Raw genomic sequence first — 21,730 nt, 5'->3', positions numbered from 1 at the left:
GCTCAGTATTCAGTTTTGGGTTATCTTTTTATTTTCTCAATTAAAATACAGTACTCCATATAATAAAAAACCAGCCAATTAAACCAAAAAAGGATTCCCTTGGTGCCTTTCAGACACCGATGGGAATCCCTATATATTATGCAGGCGTGGCCTGCGGTTCTAATTTTTCAATTTCCAACGTTTTAATATGGTAGCCGTCGACTTCGAGGACTTTAAATGCAAAGTCTCCGTATTGTATTTTGTCCCCTTCGCTAACGTCAATTTTTTCAGATAGAATCCAGCCTCCGATGGTATCCATTTCTGAATCATCGAGGTCGAGTCCGAATAAATCGTTAACTTCTTCAATCAGCACTTTACCATCCACGATGGTTTTGGTTTCATTGATGTGATTGATTTCAGGCATTTCGTCAGCGTCAAATTCGTCGCGGATTTCACCGACGATTTCTTCCAAAATGTCCTCAACAGTCACCAATCCTGCTGTACCGCCATATTCGTCCATTAAAATAGCCATATGAATCCGTTCTTTTTGCATTTTCACCAAAAGCTTGTCAATATCAATCGATTCAAACACCTGAATGGCAGGACGAACATATTGGTCAATCGTTGCGTCCAACTGATTACCAGAAATAAAGTCCGTTAAGACTTCCTTCATATTCACCATACCGACGATGTTGTCTTTCTCCCCATCGATCACCGGGTATCTCGTGTAATTCTCATTCTTCATAATTTCGAGACATTCGGCTACAGTTTGCGATTTGTCAAATGCCGCAATTTCGGTCCTTGGTACCATGATTTCTTTGGCAATCCGATTATTAAATTCAAAAATGTTGTTTACATAATGATATTCCGATTGATTAATTTCCCCGCTTTTAAAGCTTTCAGAAATGATTATTTGCAGTTCTTCCTCTGAGTGTGCCTGTTCGTGTTCCGAAGCAAGCTTCAATCCAAAGAGTCCTGTTATAAATCGCGCCGAGCCGTTTAACGCTTTTACAAACGGATAAGCAATTCTATAGAAAAGAATCATCGGCCTTGCCAATATTAATGTAACTTTCTCAGCTTTTTGAATGGCTAATGTTTTCGGTGCCAGCTCACCGACAACCACGTGGATAAACGTGACCAATGTAAAGGCAATTACAAATGAAGCAATAGTTGTCACTGACTCAGGGAGACTCAAGCTTACGAACAGCGGATGTAAAATATGTTCCACTGTCGGTTCACCTAACCAACCTAACCCTAAGGCTGTAACGGTTATCCCTAATTGACATGCAGATAAATATTCATCTAGATTTGAAATTATTTTTCTTGCGGCAATGGCACTTTTATTACCCTCGGCCACAAGCTGGTCAATCCGCGTGCTGCGGACTTTTACAATAGCAAATTCGTAAGCAACGAAAAATGCAGTAAATGCTATTAAAATAGCAATTACAAATAAATTAATAATGGTCAATAGAATCCCTGCTTACGAAAGGTAAGCAAGGAATACACCTCCTGTTTTTTTAAAAAAATTAGTTTAATAGTAATAACAAGGTTTGCGCCAACGTGACACCCTGCGGTGAAAGCTTATTGACGACCATTTCTTTTTCATGTTCATTTAATTTTTGCAGAAATGGTTCGATGATTTTAATTTCCTCTTTCAGATGCTGCATGATATTGGCAATCTGATCCACGTGTTTTTCCACTTTTTCTTTGTCAATGCCGCAGTCCGCTTTCATCAGTTCAATGGATGACTTGATTTCTTCTAGCGGCATTTTCAAGTTTTTGTAATGCTCCACTAATTTCAAGATTTGAACGCTCTCTTCTCCGTACATTCGATAATTTGAATTTGCCCGCATAGGGTTCAGTAAGCCTATTTGGGTGTAGTAATCGATTGTTCGTTTGGAGATGTTCATAACTGCTGCTAATTCACCAATTCGATACGACTTCCCAACTTACTCACCCCTTCCGATTTTATGTTTACTATATCACATTTTTAACTGTACAGTCAACGTAATGGTTTTTAAACAAATGTTTTTGGACAAATTGGTTGAAACTACTCTTATAGTTGAAACGTAAAACATTTAAGAAATTAATCGATTTGGAGTTGATTTATTTTGACAGCAATGGATTCAGCTGATTTTTTAAAAAGTGAATTACGGAAGATTGAAAAATGGGAAAAGGATCAAAAGGGCCTATGGTTCTGGGAGAAAATCGGCCGCCTGCCGTTTGTTTTGCTTGATAAACTTACCCCTAAATCAATTCAGGAAAAGCTTGGCACAGCTATTGATGAATTGGGAGGATACATACAAACGGGCGGACAATACTTGATTAATGAGGATGGTATTTTAAAAAAGTTTGACCGTGAAGTGGTAAGTTTTAATCAAGTACAAGAGATGCCAATCAGCAAAATGGATGCAGTAGCCGAACAAATTCGAAATTCGCGAACCAATATGGCTACTGTTCAAGGTGCCACAACCGGGATTGGCGGAATATTTACACTTGCTATCGATATTCCCTTACTAATCGGTATGTCCCTAAAGGTACTACAGGAAGTCGCTTTGTGCTATGGATATGACCCGAGGGAGAAATCGGAGCGAATCTTCATTGTGAAATGCTTGCAGTTTGCTTCCTCTGATATTGTTGGGAAAAAAGCCATTCTAGATGATCTCGCGGTATTTGAGGAGAAGAAGCAGAACGCCCAAATTTTTTCGCAATTGCAGGGCTGGCGTGAGGTTGTCATGACCTATCGGGACAACTTTGGCTGGAAAAAGCTGTTTCAAATGATTCCGATTGCCGGGATTATTTTTGGGGCATTTGTTAATAAATCACTTATTGGGGATGTTGCGGAAACTGGGATTATGCTGTATCGAAAACGGAGAATATTGGAAAGAATGCATCAGTTGGAACGAGCTCATTAAGAATTTAAAAAAGTTTCCCCCTCTCCTTTGTGTCAAAATTTGGTATAATAAAATCAAATTGATAGGAGTGAATTTATGATTAATATTTTAGGTCAAGTTATGGTTTATGTTAACAATCAGGATGAAGCGGTAAAATTTTGGACAGAAAAGGTTGGATTTACGGTTATTTCAGAGGAAGATAACGGTCAAGGCATGCGTTGGATTGAAGTCGCCCCGACCAATCAGACTGAGACAAGCATCATTCTGCACAATAAAGAATTCGTATCTAAAATGGCACCTGAGTTAAATCTTGGCACTCCCTCTTTAATGTTTTTCACAAAAAATCTTGAACAATTACATAGCGACTTATCAAACAAAAACGTTAAAGTTGGAGAAATTGTTAATATGCCTAATGGTAAGGTGTTTAATTTTGCAGACAGTGAAAATAACTACTTTGCCGTGATGGAAAGAAACAAGTAAGAATTGAGGGATATTCTCCTGGTAAAGAGAAAAAGCATGGATCTGATTCCATGCTTTTTCTTTTGAATTATTTAAAATAGTCCCTTAAAAACATAGCTGTATCAATCATTTTTACTCTTATGGCATTCTCCATTCCAAAATACCCTTTAATCAGAATAGTTGTTTTTTCCTTTATTTGACCAACAAGCGTTTGATGCAATTCATCGATAGAATGAAAATGTTTCACATTTTCATCGGCTATACCGGATTGATTTGCAGCCTTTCCTATTATTTTTGTTCCTTCCCCTACTGTATAAAGATAATCAATTTTACAGCTAGCTGCATAACTTCCTATATCTCTATAGGCTTGTTCCTCATGAATGCCTAAGTCAAACATGCAGCCCAAAATAGCAATTTTTGTATCCTTACCAATATTGGATAAGACATTAATGGCTTCTTTCATAGCATCAGGTTTTGCATTAAAAGTATCATTAATGATGGTTATTTCATTTTTTAAATGATAGATTGTTAAGCGGCCAAACGTTTGATAAAAGTTTTCTAATCCAAGACGTATATCAATTATGGACAATCCTAATCGATGGGAAACTGCTATAGCAAATAAAGCATTATACACATTATGTTTACCGAAAATCGGAATATAAAATGGGCAGTCCATACCATCCATTTCAACCCGAAAATTCATTCCATTCTCAGTGTAATAAATTTCCCTCGCCTGATAGTTGGCTTTGTTTTGAATGCCTATAGAAAGAATTTCGCCCCGAAAATCCCCTTTATCCAACAATTTTGAATTCAGATCGTCCTCGTTTAAAAATAAAATCCCATCTGATTTCATTCCTTTAATCAATTCTGACTTTGCGGCTATTACACCAAATTCCTGGTCCTCAAAATTTCCAATATGGGCTATTCCGACATTGGTGATGATTCCGATATTTGGTTGAATAAGTTTGCAATGCTCCGTAATATTCCCAGCATGTGTCATCCCGTATTCTAAAACCAGCGCCTCATAAGTAGGATCAATTTGCTTCACATACTGAGATGTAAACCAAACGTCATTGCCATTTTCATATGACTTAAAAACCTTCCAGCGCCTCTGTATAATAGATGACACCATTTCTTTAGTAGTTGTTTTCCCTGAACTTCCTGTAATGGCTATAATCGGTTTTTCTATACCAATATTATCCACTTTCAATCACCCGCTTTTCACATGAGGATTAATGTATAAAACTCCTTTTCAAAAATGGAGCTTTCAATTAACAGGTTATGAAAAAAGAAATAAAATTGTTATACGAAAATAGAAATCACCCAAAAAACCACACCTATTTTTGGTATAGCCCCATGCGAAATATTCCAAACATAATATACTACTATAAAACTATTTGAAAAGGTGATGAAGTGTCACAGAATAATATTGTTCATATTCATTTTCTTGAGGAGAACCCAAACAGGGAACTATTAATCTCTCGGAAGTTGTGGAAGGAATTTGGTTTAAACAGGCGTAATTATTCTATTCAGTTTGGTCATCGGATTATCGTAGCAAAAGTTATCCCTATTGACGGCAACGAATCAGAAATTTATTTGTCCTCAATATTAATAAAAGAGTTAATGATCCCTTTCCCCTGCAAGTTAAGGGCTCATTTTGATAATGGCACACTGCGGATAGGTCCATTAGTAGGAATATTAATGGCAGATAGCTCTCACATTCAATTTTTTGAATATCTACTGTCGACGCTGAAGAATGAACCAATATCCATTTTTCTTTTTACTCCTCAGGTAATCAATTGGTCGAAAAAAAACGTCATAGGTACATTTCTCGAGACGACAATAGATGGGTCAAATAAATGGCTGGAATGCCAAATTCCTTTCCCTAACGTGGTCTACAACCGAATCTATGGGAGGGAAAATGAACAAAAAGAGATTTTTAGCGTCTTCAAGAAGAATATGAATCTTTATACTAGCGCTAAAATGTTTAATTCTTCTTTTTTTAATAAAGACATGGTTTACCAACAACTCAATTCCCATCCTGAGATTATGAAACATATCCCTGATACATGTTTAGCCCCGTCCGTTTCAGACATACAGGACTTTTTAAACAGGTATCAAGAAATTTTTCTTAAACCAGTAACAGGAAGTTTTGGATATGGTATTTTCAAGGTAAGTTACCAAAATGGGACAGGCTTTCTATGCCAATACCGTGAAGATTCACAAGAAGTGTTTCGGGTTTATAAGAGTTTAGACGACCTCGCTGATCATCACTTTAAGGATGGATTATTATCCACCTATCTTTTGCAGCAAGCTATCGATCTAGCTTGCGTCGACGAACAAACCTTTGACTTTAGAATACATCTTAATAAAGACGGTTATAACAAATGGCAGCCAACCGCAATGGTTCCCTTTTTGACGAATAAAAATCAAGTAACTACTCATTCCGGAAAGTATACCTCAAGAGACGTTCTTAAAGAAGTATTTTGTGAGCGGAGTATCGAATTAACAAATCAAGTGAAAGATGCAGCAATCTATGCGGTCACAGCAATGGAATCCTCCCTAAATCAACTTATTGGAGAGGTTGGGATTGATATCGGTATTGATAAGAATGGTCATATTTGGATCTTTGAAATTAATTCGAAGCCTAGCCACATGATAACTATTAGCGAAAGTCTTATGAATGAATATCAGCATTCCACCCGCTGCCTAAGTGAATTTTTCCAATACTTGGCGGGCTACCGAATGAAACACGGGGACGGTTCTGCTGCATCACCTGATGCAAATTAAACGGAGTATAGGTAAATTTATATTCTGGAAACCCTTTATAAGCCTCAAAGCTTGACAAGTTGACGTCAAAAGCCGCCAAAAATGGCGGCTTTCTCTTGAATTGGAAAAACTCCTTCGATATTTCAAATAAAAAAGAGGATTTTTGGTTTTACAGAACCGCTTCCCTTCATTAGTTTGCATGCCGCATTCCCATATCTGCAGCCGTTTTACGTGAGACTTTGTGGTTAATTAGGTAAATGCTTAACAGAATTAATACCATGCCGCCAAATAAGCTAGCTGTAAACGGCTCGTTTAACATAAATGTTCCGATGACCACGCTAATCATTGGTACAAGGAACGTGAAGGAACCAACCTTGCTGGCTTCACCTGCACTCATTAATTTCAGGTAGGCAGCCGTTGCTAAGGTTACACCGAAGATACCCGCATATAGCAGGCTCCAAACAAATGAAGCGTTCCAGTGAATGGCGTGCAGGTTTTCGGTGTATGCTCCATAACCAAACATTAGCAAACCACCGATGATATTTTGGATGGCTACAAGCCATAGGTTATGCACAAGTGCACTAGTTTTTTTGACATAGACTGTGCCGATGGCCCAGCCCATTCCGGTAATGAGTGCAAGAATAATTCCAATTGCAGAAATTTTTCCCGACATCCCTTCAAGACTTACCACGACCACGCCAAGAAATCCAATGACCATGCCTAGAATTTTCTTTGCTGATAAGGATTCCTTCAGCCACATCCAAGCTAGTAAAACCACAAGCACGGGCTGCAGATACACAATAACGCTAAATAAGCCGGAAGGAAGATACTGCAAGCCAATCATCTGGATGCCATTGAACATAAGGATATTAAAAAATGTTGAAATAAGATAAATAGACCACGTTTTTTTCCATTGGATTTTTCGCCATTTCGGGATTAAAATAAACGCCAAAAAAACCCCGCCAATCACTCCACGCAGTCCGGCAAAAAGCATCGGCGACGAATAGTTGAGAGACACTTTGTAGACCGGCCACATTGTTCCCCAAATCAGAACAACAAAAGCAATGCCAAGGGCCGTCTTTGTTCTGGACAATTGCTCCATTTTTTTGAGTACCTCCCCTAAACAATGTATTAATGATGTAAATTATTTCACAATTTCCATTCTATCACTTTTTTCAGAATATTGTTTGAATTGTGCTTTTCGATTTACTAAACAAATATGACACAGTGTCATTTTTGGTGTTGACTTATGACGATGTGTCACATATAATACTTCTTATCAAGAATTGTGACACATTGTCACACCTCAGACAGGAGAATATTGATGCCTAAACAAACGTTTTTTCATTTACCTAAAGATAAACAAGACACTTTAATTCAATCTGCCAGGAAAGAATTCTCTAGGGTCCCATTACACGAAGCATCCATTGCCAACATTATCAAAGATGCTGGAATACCTAGAGGAAGCTTTTACCAATATTTTGAGGACAAAGAGGATCTGTTTTATTACTTGTTAAGCCGGCTCTCACAAATCAATTATGAGAGATTTGTTTCAACCCTAAAGACTCATGACGGTGATTTATTTAATACGTTTATTGACTCATTTCAATTAATGATCAAATACCTTAGAAATCCGGAGCACCAAAATCTTTTTAAAAATGCTTTTTTAAATATGAACTATAAAATGCAAAATACTTTGGCCAATAACATTTATGAAGAGGATCAGAAAAAACGATATTTAGATATGGTTAACTTAATTAACATAAGTAATTTAAGCATTAAGGATGAACAAGAGCTACATCACGTTATAAAAATTATAAACGCAGTCACATTCCATAACCTCGTGCAAATGTTTGTAAAGGATTTATCGGATGAAGAAACTCTTCAAAATTATATTAGCCAGCTTGACTTGCTAAAACGCGGGTTATATAAAGTAGAACACCAATGAACTCCCTTAAAGGGATAAAAAGGAGAAAAACATATATGGATTCAACATTACAACAAAAGAAAACACCCTATTTAATGCTTGCGATTTTATTTGTCGGAGCATTTGTTTCCTTTTTAAATAATTCACTTTTAAATGTAGCGCTGCCATCAATGATGACAGATTTAAATATTAAAGATTATTCCACTATCCAGTGGCTTGCAACAGGATATATGCTAGTTAGCGGCGTTTTAATTCCTGCCTCAGCATTTTTGTTAACACGCTTTTCGAATCGTCGTTTATTTATAACATCTCTCGCCATTTTCACTCTAGGTACTGCATTAGCAGCCTATGCTCCAAACTTTAGTGTATTACTTACCGGGCGATTGGTTCAAGCAGCAGGTTCTTCCGTAATGGGGCCATTATTAATGAATGTGATGCTAATCAGCTTCCCACGGGAAAAACGCGGAACTGCAATGGGAGTTTTCGGATTAGTTATGATTACAGCTCCTGCAATCGGGCCGACTTTATCTGGTTATATTGTAGAAAATTATGACTGGCGTTTACTGTTCGAAATGATTTTGCCGTTAGCTGTCATTAGTTTAGTATTAGCTATTTGGAAGCTTGAGAATGTAATGGAACAAAATAAAAATGCCAAACTGGATTATTTCTCAGTTGTATTATCTTCTATCGGCTTTGGCGGTTTGTTATATGGTTTCAGTTCTGCGAGCTCAGACGGCTGGACAGATACAATCGTCTTAACCACTTTAATCGTTGGCGCTATTGCCTTAATTGCCTTTATCGTCCGTCAATTAAAAATGGCTGAACCATTACTGGATTTACGTGTCTACAAATATCCAATGTTTGCACTTGGCTCAGTTATCGCGATTGTAAATGCAGTAGCGATGTTCTCCGGGATGATTTTAACACCGGCATATGTACAAAATGTCCGTGGCATTTCCCCGCTTGATTCAGGATTAATGATGCTGCCTGGTGCGATTGTGATGGGGATTATGTCGCCGATAACAGGGAAATTATTCGATAAATTTGGTCCTCGCATTCTTGGTGTAACAGGACTTGTGGTTACAGCCATTTCAACTTATATGCTGGCAAACCTGCAAATCGACTCAAGCCACGCCTATATAATACTTGTTTACACTCTCCGTATGTTTGGGATGTCAATGGTAATGATGCCAATTATGACAAACGGACTTAACCAATTGCCAACGCGCTTGAATCCGCACGGTACAGCTGTAAATAACACCGCACAGCAGGTGTCAGGTTCAATTGGTACAGCGGTTCTTGTTACCATTATGAATTCCGTTACTAAAACAGAAGCTCAAAGCCTAGTGGCTGGCGTAGATCCAACAACCTTTACCGCTGCTTCAAAAGCGCTATTAACACAGAAAGCTCTATTAGCAGGCATTCAATATTCATTCTATGTAGCACTTGGCATAAATATTGTCGCCCTAATCCTAGCCTTATTCGTTAAACGAGTCGATACAAGCAAAGAGTCGGTAAGACAATTAGACCAGCAAAAAAATAATCCTACCAAAGCGGTAGCACATTAATGGTATGTGGGGGACGGTTCTTCATTTGATGCACAAGAACCGTCCCCATGCATCATTCTGCTCTCAACATTCCTGCCAATTCTTCTAAGGCGCTCAGCTGTTGAATGCGGTAGTGGCGCCCCTCTTTTTTTAAATAGCCTTTTTCGCAAAATTGCCCGAGCACGTGCAGCAGGTGGCGGTATGAAACTCCTAAAAAGTCACATACCGAAACATGTTTTTCCTTATATATTCTTTCATCAGCCGTTTGCAAAATAAATTCGGCAAGCCGGTTTTCAAGCGGGAACGCGAGGCTTTGCGAATATTTTGCGGCCATTTTAGTTGCTTTGGCACTTAATAACTTTGTTAATTCACGCAAGAATACTACATCTTCTAACAGCTGTGTGCGGAAGCGATGAAAAGGAAGGGCAAAGCAAACCGTCTTTGTAGTGGCTTGAATCCCTTTTGTATAGTACACATCGTTTAATAATTCCATTTCTCCTACATATTCGTTCTCATTGATAAAGTTAATTAACGAAACTTTCCCATTCAGATGCGTTAAATAAATCTTCGCTTTGCCTTCAATGACATAATATAAAAAATCCGGTCGCATTCCCTCTTGAATAATCCACTCATCTCGTTTATATTCACGCACCTCTACAAACTCGTCAATTGGAAAAGAAAATAAATGGGCAATGGAGTGTTCTTCCAAATATCGTTTCCTTTTTTCATTTTTATAAATTTCCATAATCCACCTCAGAATATGAGATATCTCATATTATTGTACGATTCCACATGATATCATGCAAATCATGAGGTGAAACATTATGAACACACAACGCTGGATGAGCAGCCAGTTTTTTACTTTTTATTTAACTTGGGGCGTCTTCCTTCCCTATTGGACGGGTTGGATGATTCATACAAAAGGAATTTCGATTTCACAAGCCAGTTTAATTATGAGTTTAGGTTTGGTTGTTCGGGGCATTTCCACATTAATGGCGTATCCATATTTTTCGAGGAAGTTCAGCAGTAAAACTTTATTAAATGGGATGGCAATTGGGACATTGGTTTCCATTCTGTGTTATATTCCTTCGAATTCCTTTGCCAGCATACTACTTGTAACGCTGCTAATAAACTTTTTTTACCCTACATTGATGCCTGCTCTGGATACCGCGGCTGGCATCCTAGTACAGAGTAAGCAATTAAAACATTATGGAAAGAGTCGTTCATGGGGGTCTATAGGGTTTGTCGCTGCTGGCATGGTCTTAACAGTCTTAACAGGAGCACTTGGAGATGTAGTCATTTTATGGGCGCTCTTAATCGGTACTATGGTTTTCGTTGGACTTGGCCTTATGCCAGCACCACTAATTTTGTCTGAAAAACCTCAACCTAATCAAACAAAAAAAGCAAGAATGCTGAACTTATTTCGCATCAAACACTTTGGTTTGGTGCTCGTAATTGTAATTTTACTGCAGGCAGCCCATGCAACTTATTACACCTATGGATATATTTTTTTACAAGAAATCCATTCACCAAAATATTTAATCGGCGTAATCCTGAACATTGCCGTGATTGCAGAAATCATTTTCTTCTTAATTGCCGATCGGTATTTTCAGCGATTTTCATCAGGGTCTTTACTAGCACTTTCAGCTCTAGGTTCAACTGTACGTTGGATATTAGTGTTTATTTTTCCAAATGTGGTGGTCTTCTCTATTTCGCAAGTTTTGCATTCACTTTCGTTCGCCATGGGTCATTACGCCTTTATGAAATACTTGATCAAAAATATACCGCACCAGCAGATACCGAATGCACAAGGCATGTATTCAGCACTTGCATTAAGTTGGAGCACAGCGGTATTCACTATATTCGGCGGCTATCTATATGAAATCGAGCCGCGATTCGCCTTTATTGGCATGATTGTTTGTTCCATCCCTTCGATGGTGCTTGCGCTTATATATCGGAAACTTGAAAAATAGGGACGGTTCTTGTGCATCTTATGATGCACAAGAACCGTCCCTTGGTATTTCCTTTGCATTTACTCAATACTAGAATTCGTAATATCAGCCTCTATCCTGCTCAGGAACTCTTCTGCGGCGCTGTAACCTTGCTGCTTCAAATACCAGTTATTTGCAGCTGCCTCGATTAACCCAGCTACATCACGTCCTGGCTGAAGTTGGATTTCAATGGAAGGTATCTTAACACCCATATAGTCTGTAGAGTGAACTTCTTGGTCCAAATCGTTATACAAGGCATCTTTTTCCCATCTGGTCAAATTAATATCCAGCGCGATTCGTGTTTCGTCCTGAAAAGCCTTGCGTCCATATAACCGAACCACATTCAGCAGCCCAATACTGCGAAGAGCCAAAAACTCTTTGGTTTTCTCATCATGAGTACCCAGAATGGTTTGATGACTAAGTTTTTTTAGAACAACAATATCATCCGCTACCAGCCGATGTCCCCGGCGGATTAAAGTGTGTGCTGTCTCGCTTTTTCCGACCCCCGAATTTCCGCGAATTAAGACCCCAATACCGGATACATTCATACAAACTCCATGCACAGCAATTTCCGGTGCTAATTCTTTCACCAAATACGCATCCAATTTGGGAATAAACTCTGATGTAATCTCAGGCTTATTTGTCAACAACAAGGGGATGCCCTGTTCAACACAATGTTGATTCAAATAGGTAAGTCCTTCTTCACCACAAGTTACGATAAAGCATGGCGGATGATAATGGACAATATTTCCGATTCGGATTTTCCGTTCCTCTTTACTTAACCTATGTAAATAAGTAACTTCCTTTTTTCCTAAAATTTGAACTCGCTCTGTTGGAAAAAAGTCAAAATGGCCAACAAATTCCAAGCCCGGACGATGCACCCGTGATTGCGTTATCACATTCTGAAGCTTACTTTCACCAGCAAGCACCTTCAATGAAAACTTCTCTACCAAGTTTTCAACTGTTATTTTCTTCACTTCTAAACTCCCCTCAATTAGTCTTTATATAATTGCATTATACTTAGATTAATGGAATCATCATCATTATCAAAATAAATTGTTGTTTCTAACAATCCTTGTCCATGTAGATTACTCCCTCGGTATTACTGGTAAAGGACGAAGAAACATAAGAACCGTCCCCATGCATCACTTTTCCTTTAAATAAATAATCAGCTCGGAACGGCTTTTGAGTTCTAGTTTATCTAGAATGCGGGAAACATAGTTTTTAACTGTTCCTTCTGTTAAAAATAATGTCGCACTGATGGTCTTATTGCTTTTCCCTTGCATAATTTGTTCAACGACTTCTATTTCTCTTGGTGTAAGTATCTTGGACAAGTCTTTCTTTTCCGTGGTAGGTACCTGCAGAGATTCGGGAACATTCCGGAGGGCGCTGATTAGTTTACTTGTTACATCTGAATGAAGTAGCAGCGTTCCTTCGTGTGCGGCCTTTATTGCCTTAATAATCTCTTTTAGGTCAGAGTCCTTTAGAATAAAACCGTCTGCCCCATTCTTCAGTCCGTTAAAAATATACTCATCTTCATTAAAGGTAGTTAAGATGATTACTTTCACATTTGGATATTTTTCCTTAACTGCTTTTGTAGCCTCGATGCCATTCATGACAGGCATTCTGATGTCCATAAGTATCACATTAGGCGTCATTCTTTCCAATAATGCAATAAGTTCTTCCCCATTCGTTGCTTCCCCGATGATCCGAATTTCTTCATTTAAGCTAAGTAACATTTTTAAACCATCCCGGACAATTCCTTGGTCATCTACAATTATCACGTCAATCACTTTTCATCACTCCACATTTGTCACAAATGGAATTTCTGCTTCCACCGCAAAACCGTGTCCCTTGGCCGACACAAACTGAATACTCCCTCTCAATAAATGGATTCGTTCCTCCATTCCCCGCAGGCCGTGGGATTTTTTAATATCGGTACACCCTTCCCCGTCGTCCTCTACTTTCACCAACGCCTTTTTTTCATTTACAAAAATATCAATATGAAACGCATGGGCATTCCCATGCTTAATCCCGTTCGTAATGGCTTCCCTCACTGTTTCAAAAATTCCATTTTGAATGTCGCGGCTTGCGAACTCAACGGTGTCATCGAAAAATAATTCAAATTGTAATCTGCCGGCGGTTTGCAAGCTATCTATTAAATCCTCAATAGAGTCGCGAAGTTTAACCTTATCTTTCCATGCCTGATTATCCTTTAAAACGTCAACTGCTTTACGAAGGTTCGTTATCGATGTTTGCGAAATGACTAAGGCTTTCTTCATGACATCCTTTGATTTTTCTGGATTTGAATCCATCATATTGCCGGCAAATTCCAGGTGCATTTTTAAGGCGATCAGAGCATGGCCAATGGAATCGTGAAGCTCCTGTGCAATTCTAGTCCGCTCTTTTATAATCGTGATTTCCTTCAGTTTGGCATTTGCCTCCATTAATTCAGCATTGAGCAGATTTCCCTTCTCCCTTTCCCTGCTGTTGCTCCGAACAAGGAAGATTAGGGCCATTAAAGCAAAGTAAGGGATTAATGCTTGTTGGATTCCTGCCTTAAGAGCAAACATACCGATAACAAACATGAAAATATGAAGAATGACAAGAGCAATTTGTATAGTCGGCAGATAAATAAAAATTTCAACGATTGGAAAAATAAAATAAATATTTAGCGGTATGTTATCAAATTGAATCACATATAAACCGATTGCTATAATACTTACCGACATCGATATATAGTAGATTATACGATTTTTTTCATATAGTTGGTAATGATTTCTGTAAATATCATTTAAATGCAAAATAACCAATCCTATAATGAAAGCCGCCTTTATAGGTATCGAAGAAGGAGACTGCCCCATAATATCAATCGAAGCCATAATGATCAGGATGATTCGAAAAATCATCATGACCGAGGGAGTTTTATGTTTTTCCATGACATAACATCACATCCATCATTTAGTTTCTATTTTAATTGCATTATACTATTCTGCTAAAAAACTGAATAGCTATCAAAAGTCATACAAAAATGAAAAATGGGGACGGTTCTTCTGCATCTGATGCAGAAGAACCGTCCCCATGAAACTTCCCATAAACTTAAACTGATACAGGTTCCTTTTCTACACTACGTTTCTCTTTCGATAAATCCTTCTTATTGTTTACAGGTGCGCGTCCTTTACTTAAGCCAAGTGCAAACGCTGTTGAAGCATGAATTTCGTCGAAAAGCTCTGGGTTTTCCACTAGTGAAATGCCATAAGATGGTATCATTTCTTTTATTTTTGGTTCCCACGCTTCGCGGTGCTGAGGGAAACATTTTTTTATGATCTCGAGCATGACGGAAACAGCTGTTGATGCACCTGGTGAAGCACCGAGCAATGCTGCGACTGATCCATCTGCTGCAGTAACCACTTCAGTACCAAATTGAAGCGTTCCTTTACCGCCCGCTTCTGTATCTTTAATAACTTGTACACGTTGTCCGGCTACCACGATATCCCAATCTTCGCTTTTTGCATTTGGAATAAATTCGCGCAGCTCTTCGATACGCTGTTCCTTCGATAACATTAGTTGTTGGATCAAGTATTTTGTTAATGGAATGTTTTTGGCACCTGCCGCCAACATCGTAATGACATTATTTGGTTTGACAGAACCTAATAAGTCCATATTTGAACCAGTTTTCAAAAATTTGGGTGAAAAACCCGCAAATGGTCCAAACAATAGTGATTTTTTGTTATCGATAAATCGTGTGTCAAGATGCGGCACTGACATTGGAGGAGCACCAACCGCCGCCTTGCCGTATACTTTTGCATGATGCTTGTTTACAACCTCAGGATTGTTACATACTAAGAATAGTCCACTTACAGGGAATCCTCCAACATGTTTACTTTCAGGAATACCGGTTTTTTGCAGTAAAGGCAAGGAGCCGCCGCCGCCGCCAATAAAGATAAATTTTGCAGTATGGCGTTCAATTTCACCGGTTTCCATATTCCACACTTTTAATTCCCATAGTCCATCCTCAGTACGTTTAATATCATCAACTTGATGTTTGTATTTAATATCAACGTTTTGATTCTTTAAATGTTCAGTCAACATGCGTGTTAAAGCACCAAAGTTTACATCCGTACCAGAGTCAATTTTTGTAGCCGCTATTGGTTCCTTCGAAGTCCGGCCTTCCATAATAAGCGGAATCCATTCTTGCAATTTTTTCGGCTCATCGGAATATTCCATCCCTTGGAACAATGGATTGTGTGAGAGTGCTTCAAAACGTTTTTTCAAGAACTCTACATTATTTTTCCCTTGTACCATACTCATATGTGGCAGCGGCATAATAAAATCGTGCGGATTGCGGATCAGATTACTGTTAACAAGATAAGACCAAAACTGTCGTGAAACCTGAAACTGTTCATTAATTTTGATAGCTTTGTTTATATCTATTGAACCGTCTGGTTTTTCTACAGTGTAGTTCAACTCGCACAGTGCAGAATGTCCAGTTCCTGCATTATTCCATTCGTTCGAGCTTTCCTCGCCTGCTTTTTCAAGCTTTTCAAAAACTGTAATTTTCCAGTCCGGTACTAATTCCTTCAAGAGTGTCCCTAAAGTGGCACTCATGATTCCGGCACCAATTAAGATAACGTCTGTTTCAGTTTGTCTGCTACTCATTTTTCCCATCCCTTATATGGTATGATTTGCAGAAAGGATGCTGGCGCCCATGCTTAAAGCAAACAGCAAGCTAAGGCGCGACTAGTTACACACCTTTTCTGGATCAATTAATTCCTTTATATAGTGTATCACTAATATCGATAGATTTAAATATTTATTACTATAATAATAGTTAGTAAGCTATTTAAAAGCTGGTAAAAGTGAGAAGTACATCCACAAGGCCCTGTATTTATCAAATCTTTTTGGCGATCGCTTACATTTTTGTAAAATCATTTTTTTATGATGAATATTTATAAACCGCGCCGTTTACCTATACACGGATTATATTTAATTATCCTATTAATATCTTTTCTTCAGCATATCTAAGTCTTGCCTCATGGCGCTGCGACATGAGCGCGAATGCCATGGTTAATGGCCCAAGGCGACCGATGAACATCATTAAAGTTATTAAAAGTTTTCCATAAGGTGATAAATCCCCTGTGATACCCGTTGACAATCCGACTGTTCCGAATGCCGAAATGGTTTCAAAAAGCAGCTTATTCATCGGCATATCTTCTGTGTATGTCAGCAAAAAGAATATCGTAAAAATAAAAATGATGGCTGACACCCCAATGGATAAAGATTTATTGACCAAGCTCCAGGAAATTCTTCTTTTAAAAATATTAACATCGCTTCGATTCGTCAACACTGTCCAAAAGGCAAATATGATAATGGCAAACGTCGTAACCTTAATACCTCCGCCCGTAGAGCCCGAAGAAGCACCGATAAACATCAATGCCATCGTAAAAACTTGCGAGGACAGCGTCATGTGGCCAATATCAATGGTATTAAAGCCGGCCGTTCTTGGTACGACACCTTGAAAAAAGGAGGCCCAGAATTTGTCGTTCCAGTTTAGGTTTCCAATCGTTGCGGGATTATGAAATTCAGAGATTAATATAATGATTGTTCCCACAACATTAAGGATTAATGTCATAAGCAGCGCCACTTTGGAATGAAGGGACAGCTTACGTAAAGATTTTTTCTGCCAGACATCCAAAATGACTGTGAAGCCAATACCGCCGATGATAAATAAGGAAGTGATGGCTAAGTTGACGGTTGGATCCCCTACCCATTTGCTGAGATTGTCTGGTTCGAGGCCAAAACCGGCGTTGTTAAAAGCGGATATGGAATGAAAAAATCCGTAATACAAGGCTTTAGTCCATGGCATCTCAAAAGACCAGCGTATGGCTAAAATTAGCGCCCCTGTTATTTCTACAATTAAAGTTATCAAGATAATTCTAAAGACTAGCTTTACCACGCCTGAAAGTGTAAATAGGTTAAGCGAATCTTGAAGTAGAAGTCTTTCTTTCAAGCCAATTTTCTTTCCGAGGATGATAAACATGAAAATGCCTATGGTCATAAATCCCCAACCGCCAATCTGAACTAAGAAAAGAATTACCAGTTGGCCGAAAATGGTAAAGGTTGTTCCTGTATCCACAACCGCGAGACCTGTTACGCAGACAGCAGAGGTTGCCTCGAATAAGGCGTCGACAAAATGGAGGCCCCTTCCCTCCTCATAAGTCGAAATGGGCAGCATTAATAAAAGTGTACCTAGTAAAATAAGTACCGCAAATCCGATAACCAGAATTTGCGCAGGATGAAGCTGGATAAACTTCCCTTTTTTCTTGATTAACTCCACAAATACTCCCCTTTGTTTGATAAGATATAAAATGTGTAAATATGGATAAATTTATGAATCATATCTTACTCTTGGGAATTGGATTTGTAAATAAAAAATTTCCTTTTCCCGCGTGTTGTTTCCTTTCATGATTCCATTTCAGATTCTTCCCAACTTTGCGCGGTTTTAAAAATTTTCTTAGCCTCATGCCGGTCGGTGGCCTGCAATTTATTAAGAATATTCGTAACATGATTTGCTACAGTTTTCACACTTAAATGGAGTTTTGCAGCAATTTGTGCATTTGTTTTTTCTCCGACAATCAACTCCAATATTTCCTTTTCACGGGCAGTTAGGTCGGACAATACAGGATTTACCGATTCTATCTCTTCTGTTTTTGAAAAATAATGCATCATCCGTGCGGCAATGTCCGCGCTGAACACGGCGCCGCCATTTCCGACCATGCGAATAGAATGAAGGAGTTCCATTTCTCCGGCATCCTTTAACACATACCCGCTTGCACCCATTTTCATTGCCGTAAAAACAGATTTATCATTTTTAAGCATCGTGACAATTAGAATTTTTATTTTCGGAAATTTTTCCTTTATGATTTGAGTGGCTTCAATTCCATTTAGTCCTGGCATGCGAATATCCATGACAATGACATCCGGTTGGAGTGAGGACGCCATTTCTACAGCTTCCTCTCCTGTGGCAGCTTCTCCAATCACTTCTAAGTCATCCGTTGTTTGAATCAAATTTCGAACTCCTCCGCGAAACAACGGATGGTCATCAGCTAAAACTATTCTCATCCCTAATCACTCCTGTCGAAAAAGGCAGAACTGCCCTTACTCGTGCTCCACCCGTTTCCAAAGATTCCATTTCACATTTCCCGCCAAGCTCCAATGCTCGCTCTCTTATCGATGTTAAACCAATTCCTCCGTTTTGGGACGGCCTCAGCTTATCAGGAAACCCAGCGCCATTATCCGTAACCTCAAGTTCTAGTGTGTTTTCGACAATTGTTAAACGAACTGTGCATTTGGTCGCATTCGCGTGGCGGATTACATTGACGAGTGCTTCCGTTATAATCCGGTACGCTGCAACCTCAACTGCTGCGGGCAATACAGGCAAACTTTCCGGGGCTTCCAAGTAAATTTCAATAGAACTAACTTCCGATGTGGCAGACACTTCTTCCGACGTTTTCCTGATTTCGTCCACCCTCGCCTTGATTGAACCCAGCAGTCCAAATTCATCAAGAGTCGGTGGGCGTAATCCATGGACCATCGTACGAATTTCATCCACAGTTGAACGAATTACTTGACGCAGCCCCTCCATTAACTCCAAAGCTTTCGCTGGATTTCTTTCAATATATTGCTCGGCTGCCGCGACGTTAAAAGCTAATGACATGAGCCGAGGGGCAAGGTCATCATGAAGGTTGCGGCGAATATGGAGCCGTTCCTCTTCACGGGCCAGCACCAATCTTTCCCGTGACTGCTGTAGGTCATTTGCCAGTAATTTCATTCCCAAAGTCATTTTCACATTTTGAAGAACGGGACCAGCTTGGCGGAGAAGAACCTCAATAAGTTTATTGTCCTCACCAGTAAATACCTCATTTAAAGACCTGCTTGATAAATGAAGTGTCCCTAGCTCTTCTCCTCCATGAATAATCGGTAATGTGTGGATATCAAACTTTACTTTTCCCGATGCTGCAGCAAGTGTCTCTTTTCCGTTTATATTAACGAAAATCCCGGCGTATGGCAGGCGAAGGGCATCCCGTATTGTACCCGTCACAACGTTTAGCATCTCTTCAGGAGGAATGGGTTTGATCAAATGATCCCCAAGTTCCTTCAGTATGGTATATGGTTCATCATGTCTTCCCTTCATCAGCCTGTTCACAAGGAGCTGCAATCTTTCTTTTATTGGCGCGAAAAAAATTGCAACAATGGCGGTTGCCACTAAGGAAATGATGAAGTTGTTATCTGTCTTAAACAAGCTGCTAAAATAGAGAACTAAAAATGAGTATAGAAGAATAATAGCCAGCGACAAGGTGCCATAAACAACCGTCCGGTTCACAATAGGGTCAATGTCCCACAGGCGATGACGAAGAATCGCAAATGCCAATGTTAATGGTATGATGGCCACAACGCCATACAGTAATGCACTTAAATAAAGATAGGATACAGGGTTTTCGCCAAAAATCGGATAGACAAAAAAACCGCTTATGATGATTGACCCCAGAAATGAAACTGATAATCCAAAGACCACCCATTTGGTTTGCTGCCGTTCTACCCGGGTGGATATTTTTTTATATTGATAGATTTGTGAATAAATCGTCATAATAATCATGATTCCATAATAAAGCAGTCTCGCCGTGCTCGACCAATTTAATAAATCAACAACCGTGCCCGGAAAAATCAAACTAATGAACTGGATGATACAAAAAGGAGTAAAAAGGACAAGCGGCCAGCGGTGAATAAAACGTCCGTTAGGAAATATTAAGAAGAATAAGAATAAAGCCATTCTACCTACAGCCCCGATTATTTCCGGAAACTGCTCTACCAATTTGCGGCCATCTGATGCAAGGTATACCAATGATGTGTAGGCTGATCCATATGTGACCAATGCCAATACTGCCAGAAGCCCCATCATATCCCGCCTGCTTTTAATAAAAATGATGATAGCTGCTGTGAAAAATAGGAAGGCAAACGCGGATTCGAGGATGACAAATAATGCCGCATACGTGTTAGAGGTTAAATGGTATTTGCTTAACGCTTCAATCGTTGTTGGGGGCGCAGGTGCCAAGGAATTGCAGGACTTGAGGATACATTCGTTTCGTAGGGTGTCATAATAGCCCGCAATGGATTGAATGAAAAATACTAAGGTCAATATAGAAAAAATAATCACAAAGACTTGAAACAGGAAAATTTTCTTATTTACTCCATTCATCCAGGAACGATCCCCACCTTTTGTACCTAAGATATAGGAAAATTATAACAAGACGACCAACTTCTGTATAGATTTGGTTTTTCCCGTTTATTCCCATAGAAACTTCCCGATTGAAATGGGAATCCCCCTCCCTTCAAATCAGGAATTCCCCTTTGATACGATTAATTCGTAAACAACAATACAAAGGGAGTTGGAAAACATGACGTTAGAAAAAATCGTTAAGGTTCTTGGGTTTATTGCTTTCTTAGGGGGAATCGCCAGAATGGGGATGACGCCGTCAGGTTTGATTTGGGGGTCGGACAGCACACCTGAACTAATCTTCGCTTTTGCGGCAAGTATATTAATGGCAATCTCGTCTATGGCTTTGTTTATGTCCCAGTCACGGCAGACAGGGGTTTTCGGTTTCATCTCCGGTCTTATTCTTTCTGCAGGAAACTTAATGCTATCGGCGACATTCTATGGGTTGTTCGCTTACGGCGATTACCCGAAAGACGGCTTGTTCGTCAATCTTGCGAATAGTCTCTCCTACGGAGGGCTGCTGCTTGCCACGGTCATCCTGATGATTGTTACCTTTCGTGCAAAAGTGTTCCCTCGCTGGTACGCAATTGTGTTCTTGCTGATGCTTGTCTGTCTTGGCCTTCCGTTCCTCGGTGATTTCTTCGCCTTCTTCTGGGGATTGACATATGTACTAATGGGTTACTCCATCTTCACTGGAAAAGGAATCAACGTTGTTACTGTTAAAAAAGAGGAAATTGCCTCATAAAATTATGATTTTTTCTTTAAAGTAATATATCAGCGGATTTTTTAAAGATATCAGCGAATTCTTGGCACATATCAGCGAATTTTTCATTATATCGGCAAATTTCCAATTTTATCAGCGAATTTTCGAAATATATCGGCGAATGCAA

The 21,730-nt window shown here is 39.2% G+C and carries 19 protein-coding genes; 7 read left to right on the top strand and 12 right to left on the bottom strand.

Features of this window, described 5'->3' with window-relative positions; all coding sequences use genetic code 11:
- Positions 1–136: 136 nt before the first annotated feature.
- Together ACZ5B7_RS13270 and ACZ5B7_RS13265 are read right to left on the bottom strand one after the other, a co-directional pair.
- Positions 137–1,447, bottom strand: a complete 1,311-nt coding sequence (locus tag ACZ5B7_RS13270; protein ID WP_464494099.1) for a hemolysin family protein — start codon at positions 1,445–1,447, stop codon at positions 137–139.
- Positions 1,448–1,505: 58 nt separating this feature from the next.
- Positions 1,506–1,910, bottom strand: a complete 405-nt coding sequence (locus tag ACZ5B7_RS13265; RefSeq protein ID WP_464494492.1) for a MerR family transcriptional regulator — start codon at positions 1,908–1,910, stop codon at positions 1,506–1,508.
- A 189-nt stretch (positions 1,911–2,099) separates the two neighbouring features.
- On the opposite strand from ACZ5B7_RS13265, the gene ACZ5B7_RS13260 reads away from it, so the two are divergent.
- Positions 2,100–2,894, top strand: coding sequence for an EcsC family protein (locus ACZ5B7_RS13260; protein ID WP_464494491.1), 795 nt, complete (start codon positions 2,100–2,102; stop codon positions 2,892–2,894).
- 75 nt (positions 2,895–2,969) lie between these two features.
- Positions 2,970–3,353 carry a VOC family protein gene (locus ACZ5B7_RS13255; protein ID WP_464494098.1) on the top strand — a complete coding sequence of 128 codons (384 nt, stop codon included), beginning with the start codon at positions 2,970–2,972 and terminating at the stop codon, positions 3,351–3,353.
- A gap of 67 nt (positions 3,354–3,420) precedes the next feature.
- Here the strand turns inward: ACZ5B7_RS13255 and ACZ5B7_RS13250 are convergent, their stop codons facing one another.
- The gene (locus ACZ5B7_RS13250) at positions 3,421–4,536 is read right to left on the bottom strand and encodes a UDP-N-acetylmuramoyl-tripeptide--D-alanyl-D-alanine ligase (protein ID WP_464494097.1); all 1,116 of its coding nucleotides are present in this window, start codon (positions 4,534–4,536) and stop codon (positions 3,421–3,423) included.
- A gap of 209 nt (positions 4,537–4,745) precedes the next feature.
- On the opposite strand from ACZ5B7_RS13250, the gene ACZ5B7_RS13245 reads away from it, so the two are divergent.
- The gene (locus tag ACZ5B7_RS13245) at positions 4,746–6,122 is read left to right on the top strand and encodes a YheC/YheD family endospore coat-associated protein (RefSeq protein ID WP_464494096.1); all 1,377 of its coding nucleotides are present in this window, start codon (positions 4,746–4,748) and stop codon (positions 6,120–6,122) included.
- Between the two features lie 169 nt (positions 6,123–6,291).
- Here ACZ5B7_RS13245 and ACZ5B7_RS13240 read toward each other — a convergent pair whose 3' ends face one another.
- Positions 6,292–7,203 carry a DMT family transporter gene (locus tag ACZ5B7_RS13240; RefSeq protein WP_464494095.1) on the bottom strand — a complete coding sequence of 304 codons (912 nt, stop codon included), beginning with the start codon at positions 7,201–7,203 and terminating at the stop codon, positions 6,292–6,294.
- A gap of 222 nt (positions 7,204–7,425) precedes the next feature.
- On the opposite strand from ACZ5B7_RS13240, the gene ACZ5B7_RS13235 reads away from it, so the two are divergent.
- Both ACZ5B7_RS13235 and ACZ5B7_RS13230 read left to right on the top strand, forming a co-directional pair.
- On the top strand, positions 7,426–8,049 hold the full coding sequence (locus ACZ5B7_RS13235) for a TetR/AcrR family transcriptional regulator (RefSeq protein WP_464494094.1): 624 nt from the start codon (positions 7,426–7,428) through the stop codon (positions 8,047–8,049).
- A 35-nt stretch (positions 8,050–8,084) separates the two neighbouring features.
- Positions 8,085–9,596, top strand: a complete 1,512-nt coding sequence (locus tag ACZ5B7_RS13230) for a DHA2 family efflux MFS transporter permease subunit (RefSeq protein ID WP_464494093.1) — start codon at positions 8,085–8,087, stop codon at positions 9,594–9,596.
- A gap of 52 nt (positions 9,597–9,648) precedes the next feature.
- Here ACZ5B7_RS13230 and yeiL read toward each other — a convergent pair whose 3' ends face one another.
- Positions 9,649–10,320, bottom strand: coding sequence for a transcriptional regulator YeiL (gene yeiL, locus ACZ5B7_RS13225; protein WP_213140193.1), 672 nt, complete (start codon positions 10,318–10,320; stop codon positions 9,649–9,651).
- A 79-nt stretch (positions 10,321–10,399) separates the two neighbouring features.
- Between yeiL and ACZ5B7_RS13220 the strand changes: the two genes are divergently transcribed.
- Complete coding sequence (locus tag ACZ5B7_RS13220; protein ID WP_464494092.1) at positions 10,400–11,548, top strand: MFS transporter; 1,149 nt, start codon at positions 10,400–10,402, stop codon at positions 11,546–11,548.
- 59 nt (positions 11,549–11,607) lie between these two features.
- Here the strand turns inward: ACZ5B7_RS13220 and hprK are convergent, their stop codons facing one another.
- From hprK to ACZ5B7_RS13185, 7 genes are all read right to left on the bottom strand, one after another.
- Positions 11,608–12,543 (bottom strand): HPr(Ser) kinase/phosphatase, encoded by a 936-nt coding sequence (hprK, locus tag ACZ5B7_RS13215; protein WP_378581670.1) that lies wholly within the window; start codon positions 12,541–12,543, stop codon positions 11,608–11,610.
- Between the two features lie 168 nt (positions 12,544–12,711).
- Positions 12,712–13,356: a response regulator gene (locus tag ACZ5B7_RS13210; RefSeq protein ID WP_464494490.1), complete on the bottom strand. Its 645-nt coding sequence runs from the start codon at positions 13,354–13,356 to the stop codon at positions 12,712–12,714.
- Between the two features lie 9 nt (positions 13,357–13,365).
- Positions 13,366–14,505 (bottom strand): sensor histidine kinase, encoded by a 1,140-nt coding sequence (locus ACZ5B7_RS13205; protein WP_464494091.1) that lies wholly within the window; start codon positions 14,503–14,505, stop codon positions 13,366–13,368.
- Between the two features lie 160 nt (positions 14,506–14,665).
- Positions 14,666–16,225 (bottom strand): malate:quinone oxidoreductase, encoded by a 1,560-nt coding sequence (locus tag ACZ5B7_RS13200; RefSeq protein WP_464494090.1) that lies wholly within the window; start codon positions 16,223–16,225, stop codon positions 14,666–14,668.
- A gap of 331 nt (positions 16,226–16,556) precedes the next feature.
- Positions 16,557–17,903 carry a TrkH family potassium uptake protein gene (locus tag ACZ5B7_RS13195; protein ID WP_464494089.1) on the bottom strand — a complete coding sequence of 449 codons (1,347 nt, stop codon included), beginning with the start codon at positions 17,901–17,903 and terminating at the stop codon, positions 16,557–16,559.
- Positions 17,904–18,028: 125 nt separating this feature from the next.
- Positions 18,029–18,688: a response regulator transcription factor gene (locus tag ACZ5B7_RS13190; protein WP_464494088.1), complete on the bottom strand. Its 660-nt coding sequence runs from the start codon at positions 18,686–18,688 to the stop codon at positions 18,029–18,031.
- Positions 18,669–20,822 carry an ATP-binding protein gene (locus tag ACZ5B7_RS13185; RefSeq protein ID WP_464494087.1) on the bottom strand — a complete coding sequence of 718 codons (2,154 nt, stop codon included), beginning with the start codon at positions 20,820–20,822 and terminating at the stop codon, positions 18,669–18,671. The genes ACZ5B7_RS13190 and ACZ5B7_RS13185 overlap by 20 nt, the downstream gene beginning before the upstream one ends.
- A 199-nt stretch (positions 20,823–21,021) precedes the next feature.
- Between ACZ5B7_RS13185 and ACZ5B7_RS13180 the strand changes: the two genes are divergently transcribed.
- Positions 21,022–21,585, top strand: a complete 564-nt coding sequence (locus ACZ5B7_RS13180; RefSeq protein WP_464494086.1) for a hypothetical protein — start codon at positions 21,022–21,024, stop codon at positions 21,583–21,585.
- The last annotated feature ends 145 nt before the right edge of the window (positions 21,586–21,730 follow it).

It is taken from the genome of Neobacillus sp. S1115 (genome assembly GCF_055385565.1).
The sequence above is the reverse complement of the archived record's forward strand: the minus strand, read 5'-3'. Positions and strand labels throughout refer to the sequence as shown.

Bases quoted from the DNA above. Each gene is read 5' to 3' on its own strand.
- ACZ5B7_RS13260 (WP_464494491.1), top strand. From the start codon at position 2,100: ATGGATTCAGCTGATTTTTTAAAAAGTGAATTACGGAAGATTGAAAAA.
- ACZ5B7_RS13255 (WP_464494098.1), top strand. From the start codon at position 2,970: ATGATTAATATTTTAGGTCAAGTTATGGTTTATGTTAACAATCAGGAT.
- ACZ5B7_RS13240 (WP_464494095.1), bottom strand. From the start codon at position 7,203: ATGGAGCAATTGTCCAGAACAAAGACGGCCCTTGGCATTGCTTTTGTT.
- ACZ5B7_RS13235 (WP_464494094.1), top strand. From the start codon at position 7,426: ATGCCTAAACAAACGTTTTTTCATTTACCTAAAGATAAACAAGACACT.
- ACZ5B7_RS13230 (WP_464494093.1), top strand. From the start codon at position 8,085: ATGGATTCAACATTACAACAAAAGAAAACACCCTATTTAATGCTTGCG.
- yeiL (WP_213140193.1), bottom strand. From the start codon at position 10,320: ATGGAAATTTATAAAAATGAAAAAAGGAAACGATATTTGGAAGAACAC.
- ACZ5B7_RS13220 (WP_464494092.1), top strand. From the start codon at position 10,400: ATGAACACACAACGCTGGATGAGCAGCCAGTTTTTTACTTTTTATTTA.
- ACZ5B7_RS13205 (WP_464494091.1), bottom strand. From the start codon at position 14,505: ATGGAAAAACATAAAACTCCCTCGGTCATGATGATTTTTCGAATCATC.
- ACZ5B7_RS13200 (WP_464494090.1), bottom strand. From the start codon at position 16,225: ATGAGTAGCAGACAAACTGAAACAGACGTTATCTTAATTGGTGCCGGA.
- ACZ5B7_RS13190 (WP_464494088.1), bottom strand. From the start codon at position 18,688: ATGAGAATAGTTTTAGCTGATGACCATCCGTTGTTTCGCGGAGGAGTT.
- ACZ5B7_RS13185 (WP_464494087.1), bottom strand. From the start codon at position 20,822: ATGAATGGAGTAAATAAGAAAATTTTCCTGTTTCAAGTCTTTGTGATT.
- ACZ5B7_RS13180 (WP_464494086.1), top strand. From the start codon at position 21,022: ATGACGTTAGAAAAAATCGTTAAGGTTCTTGGGTTTATTGCTTTCTTA.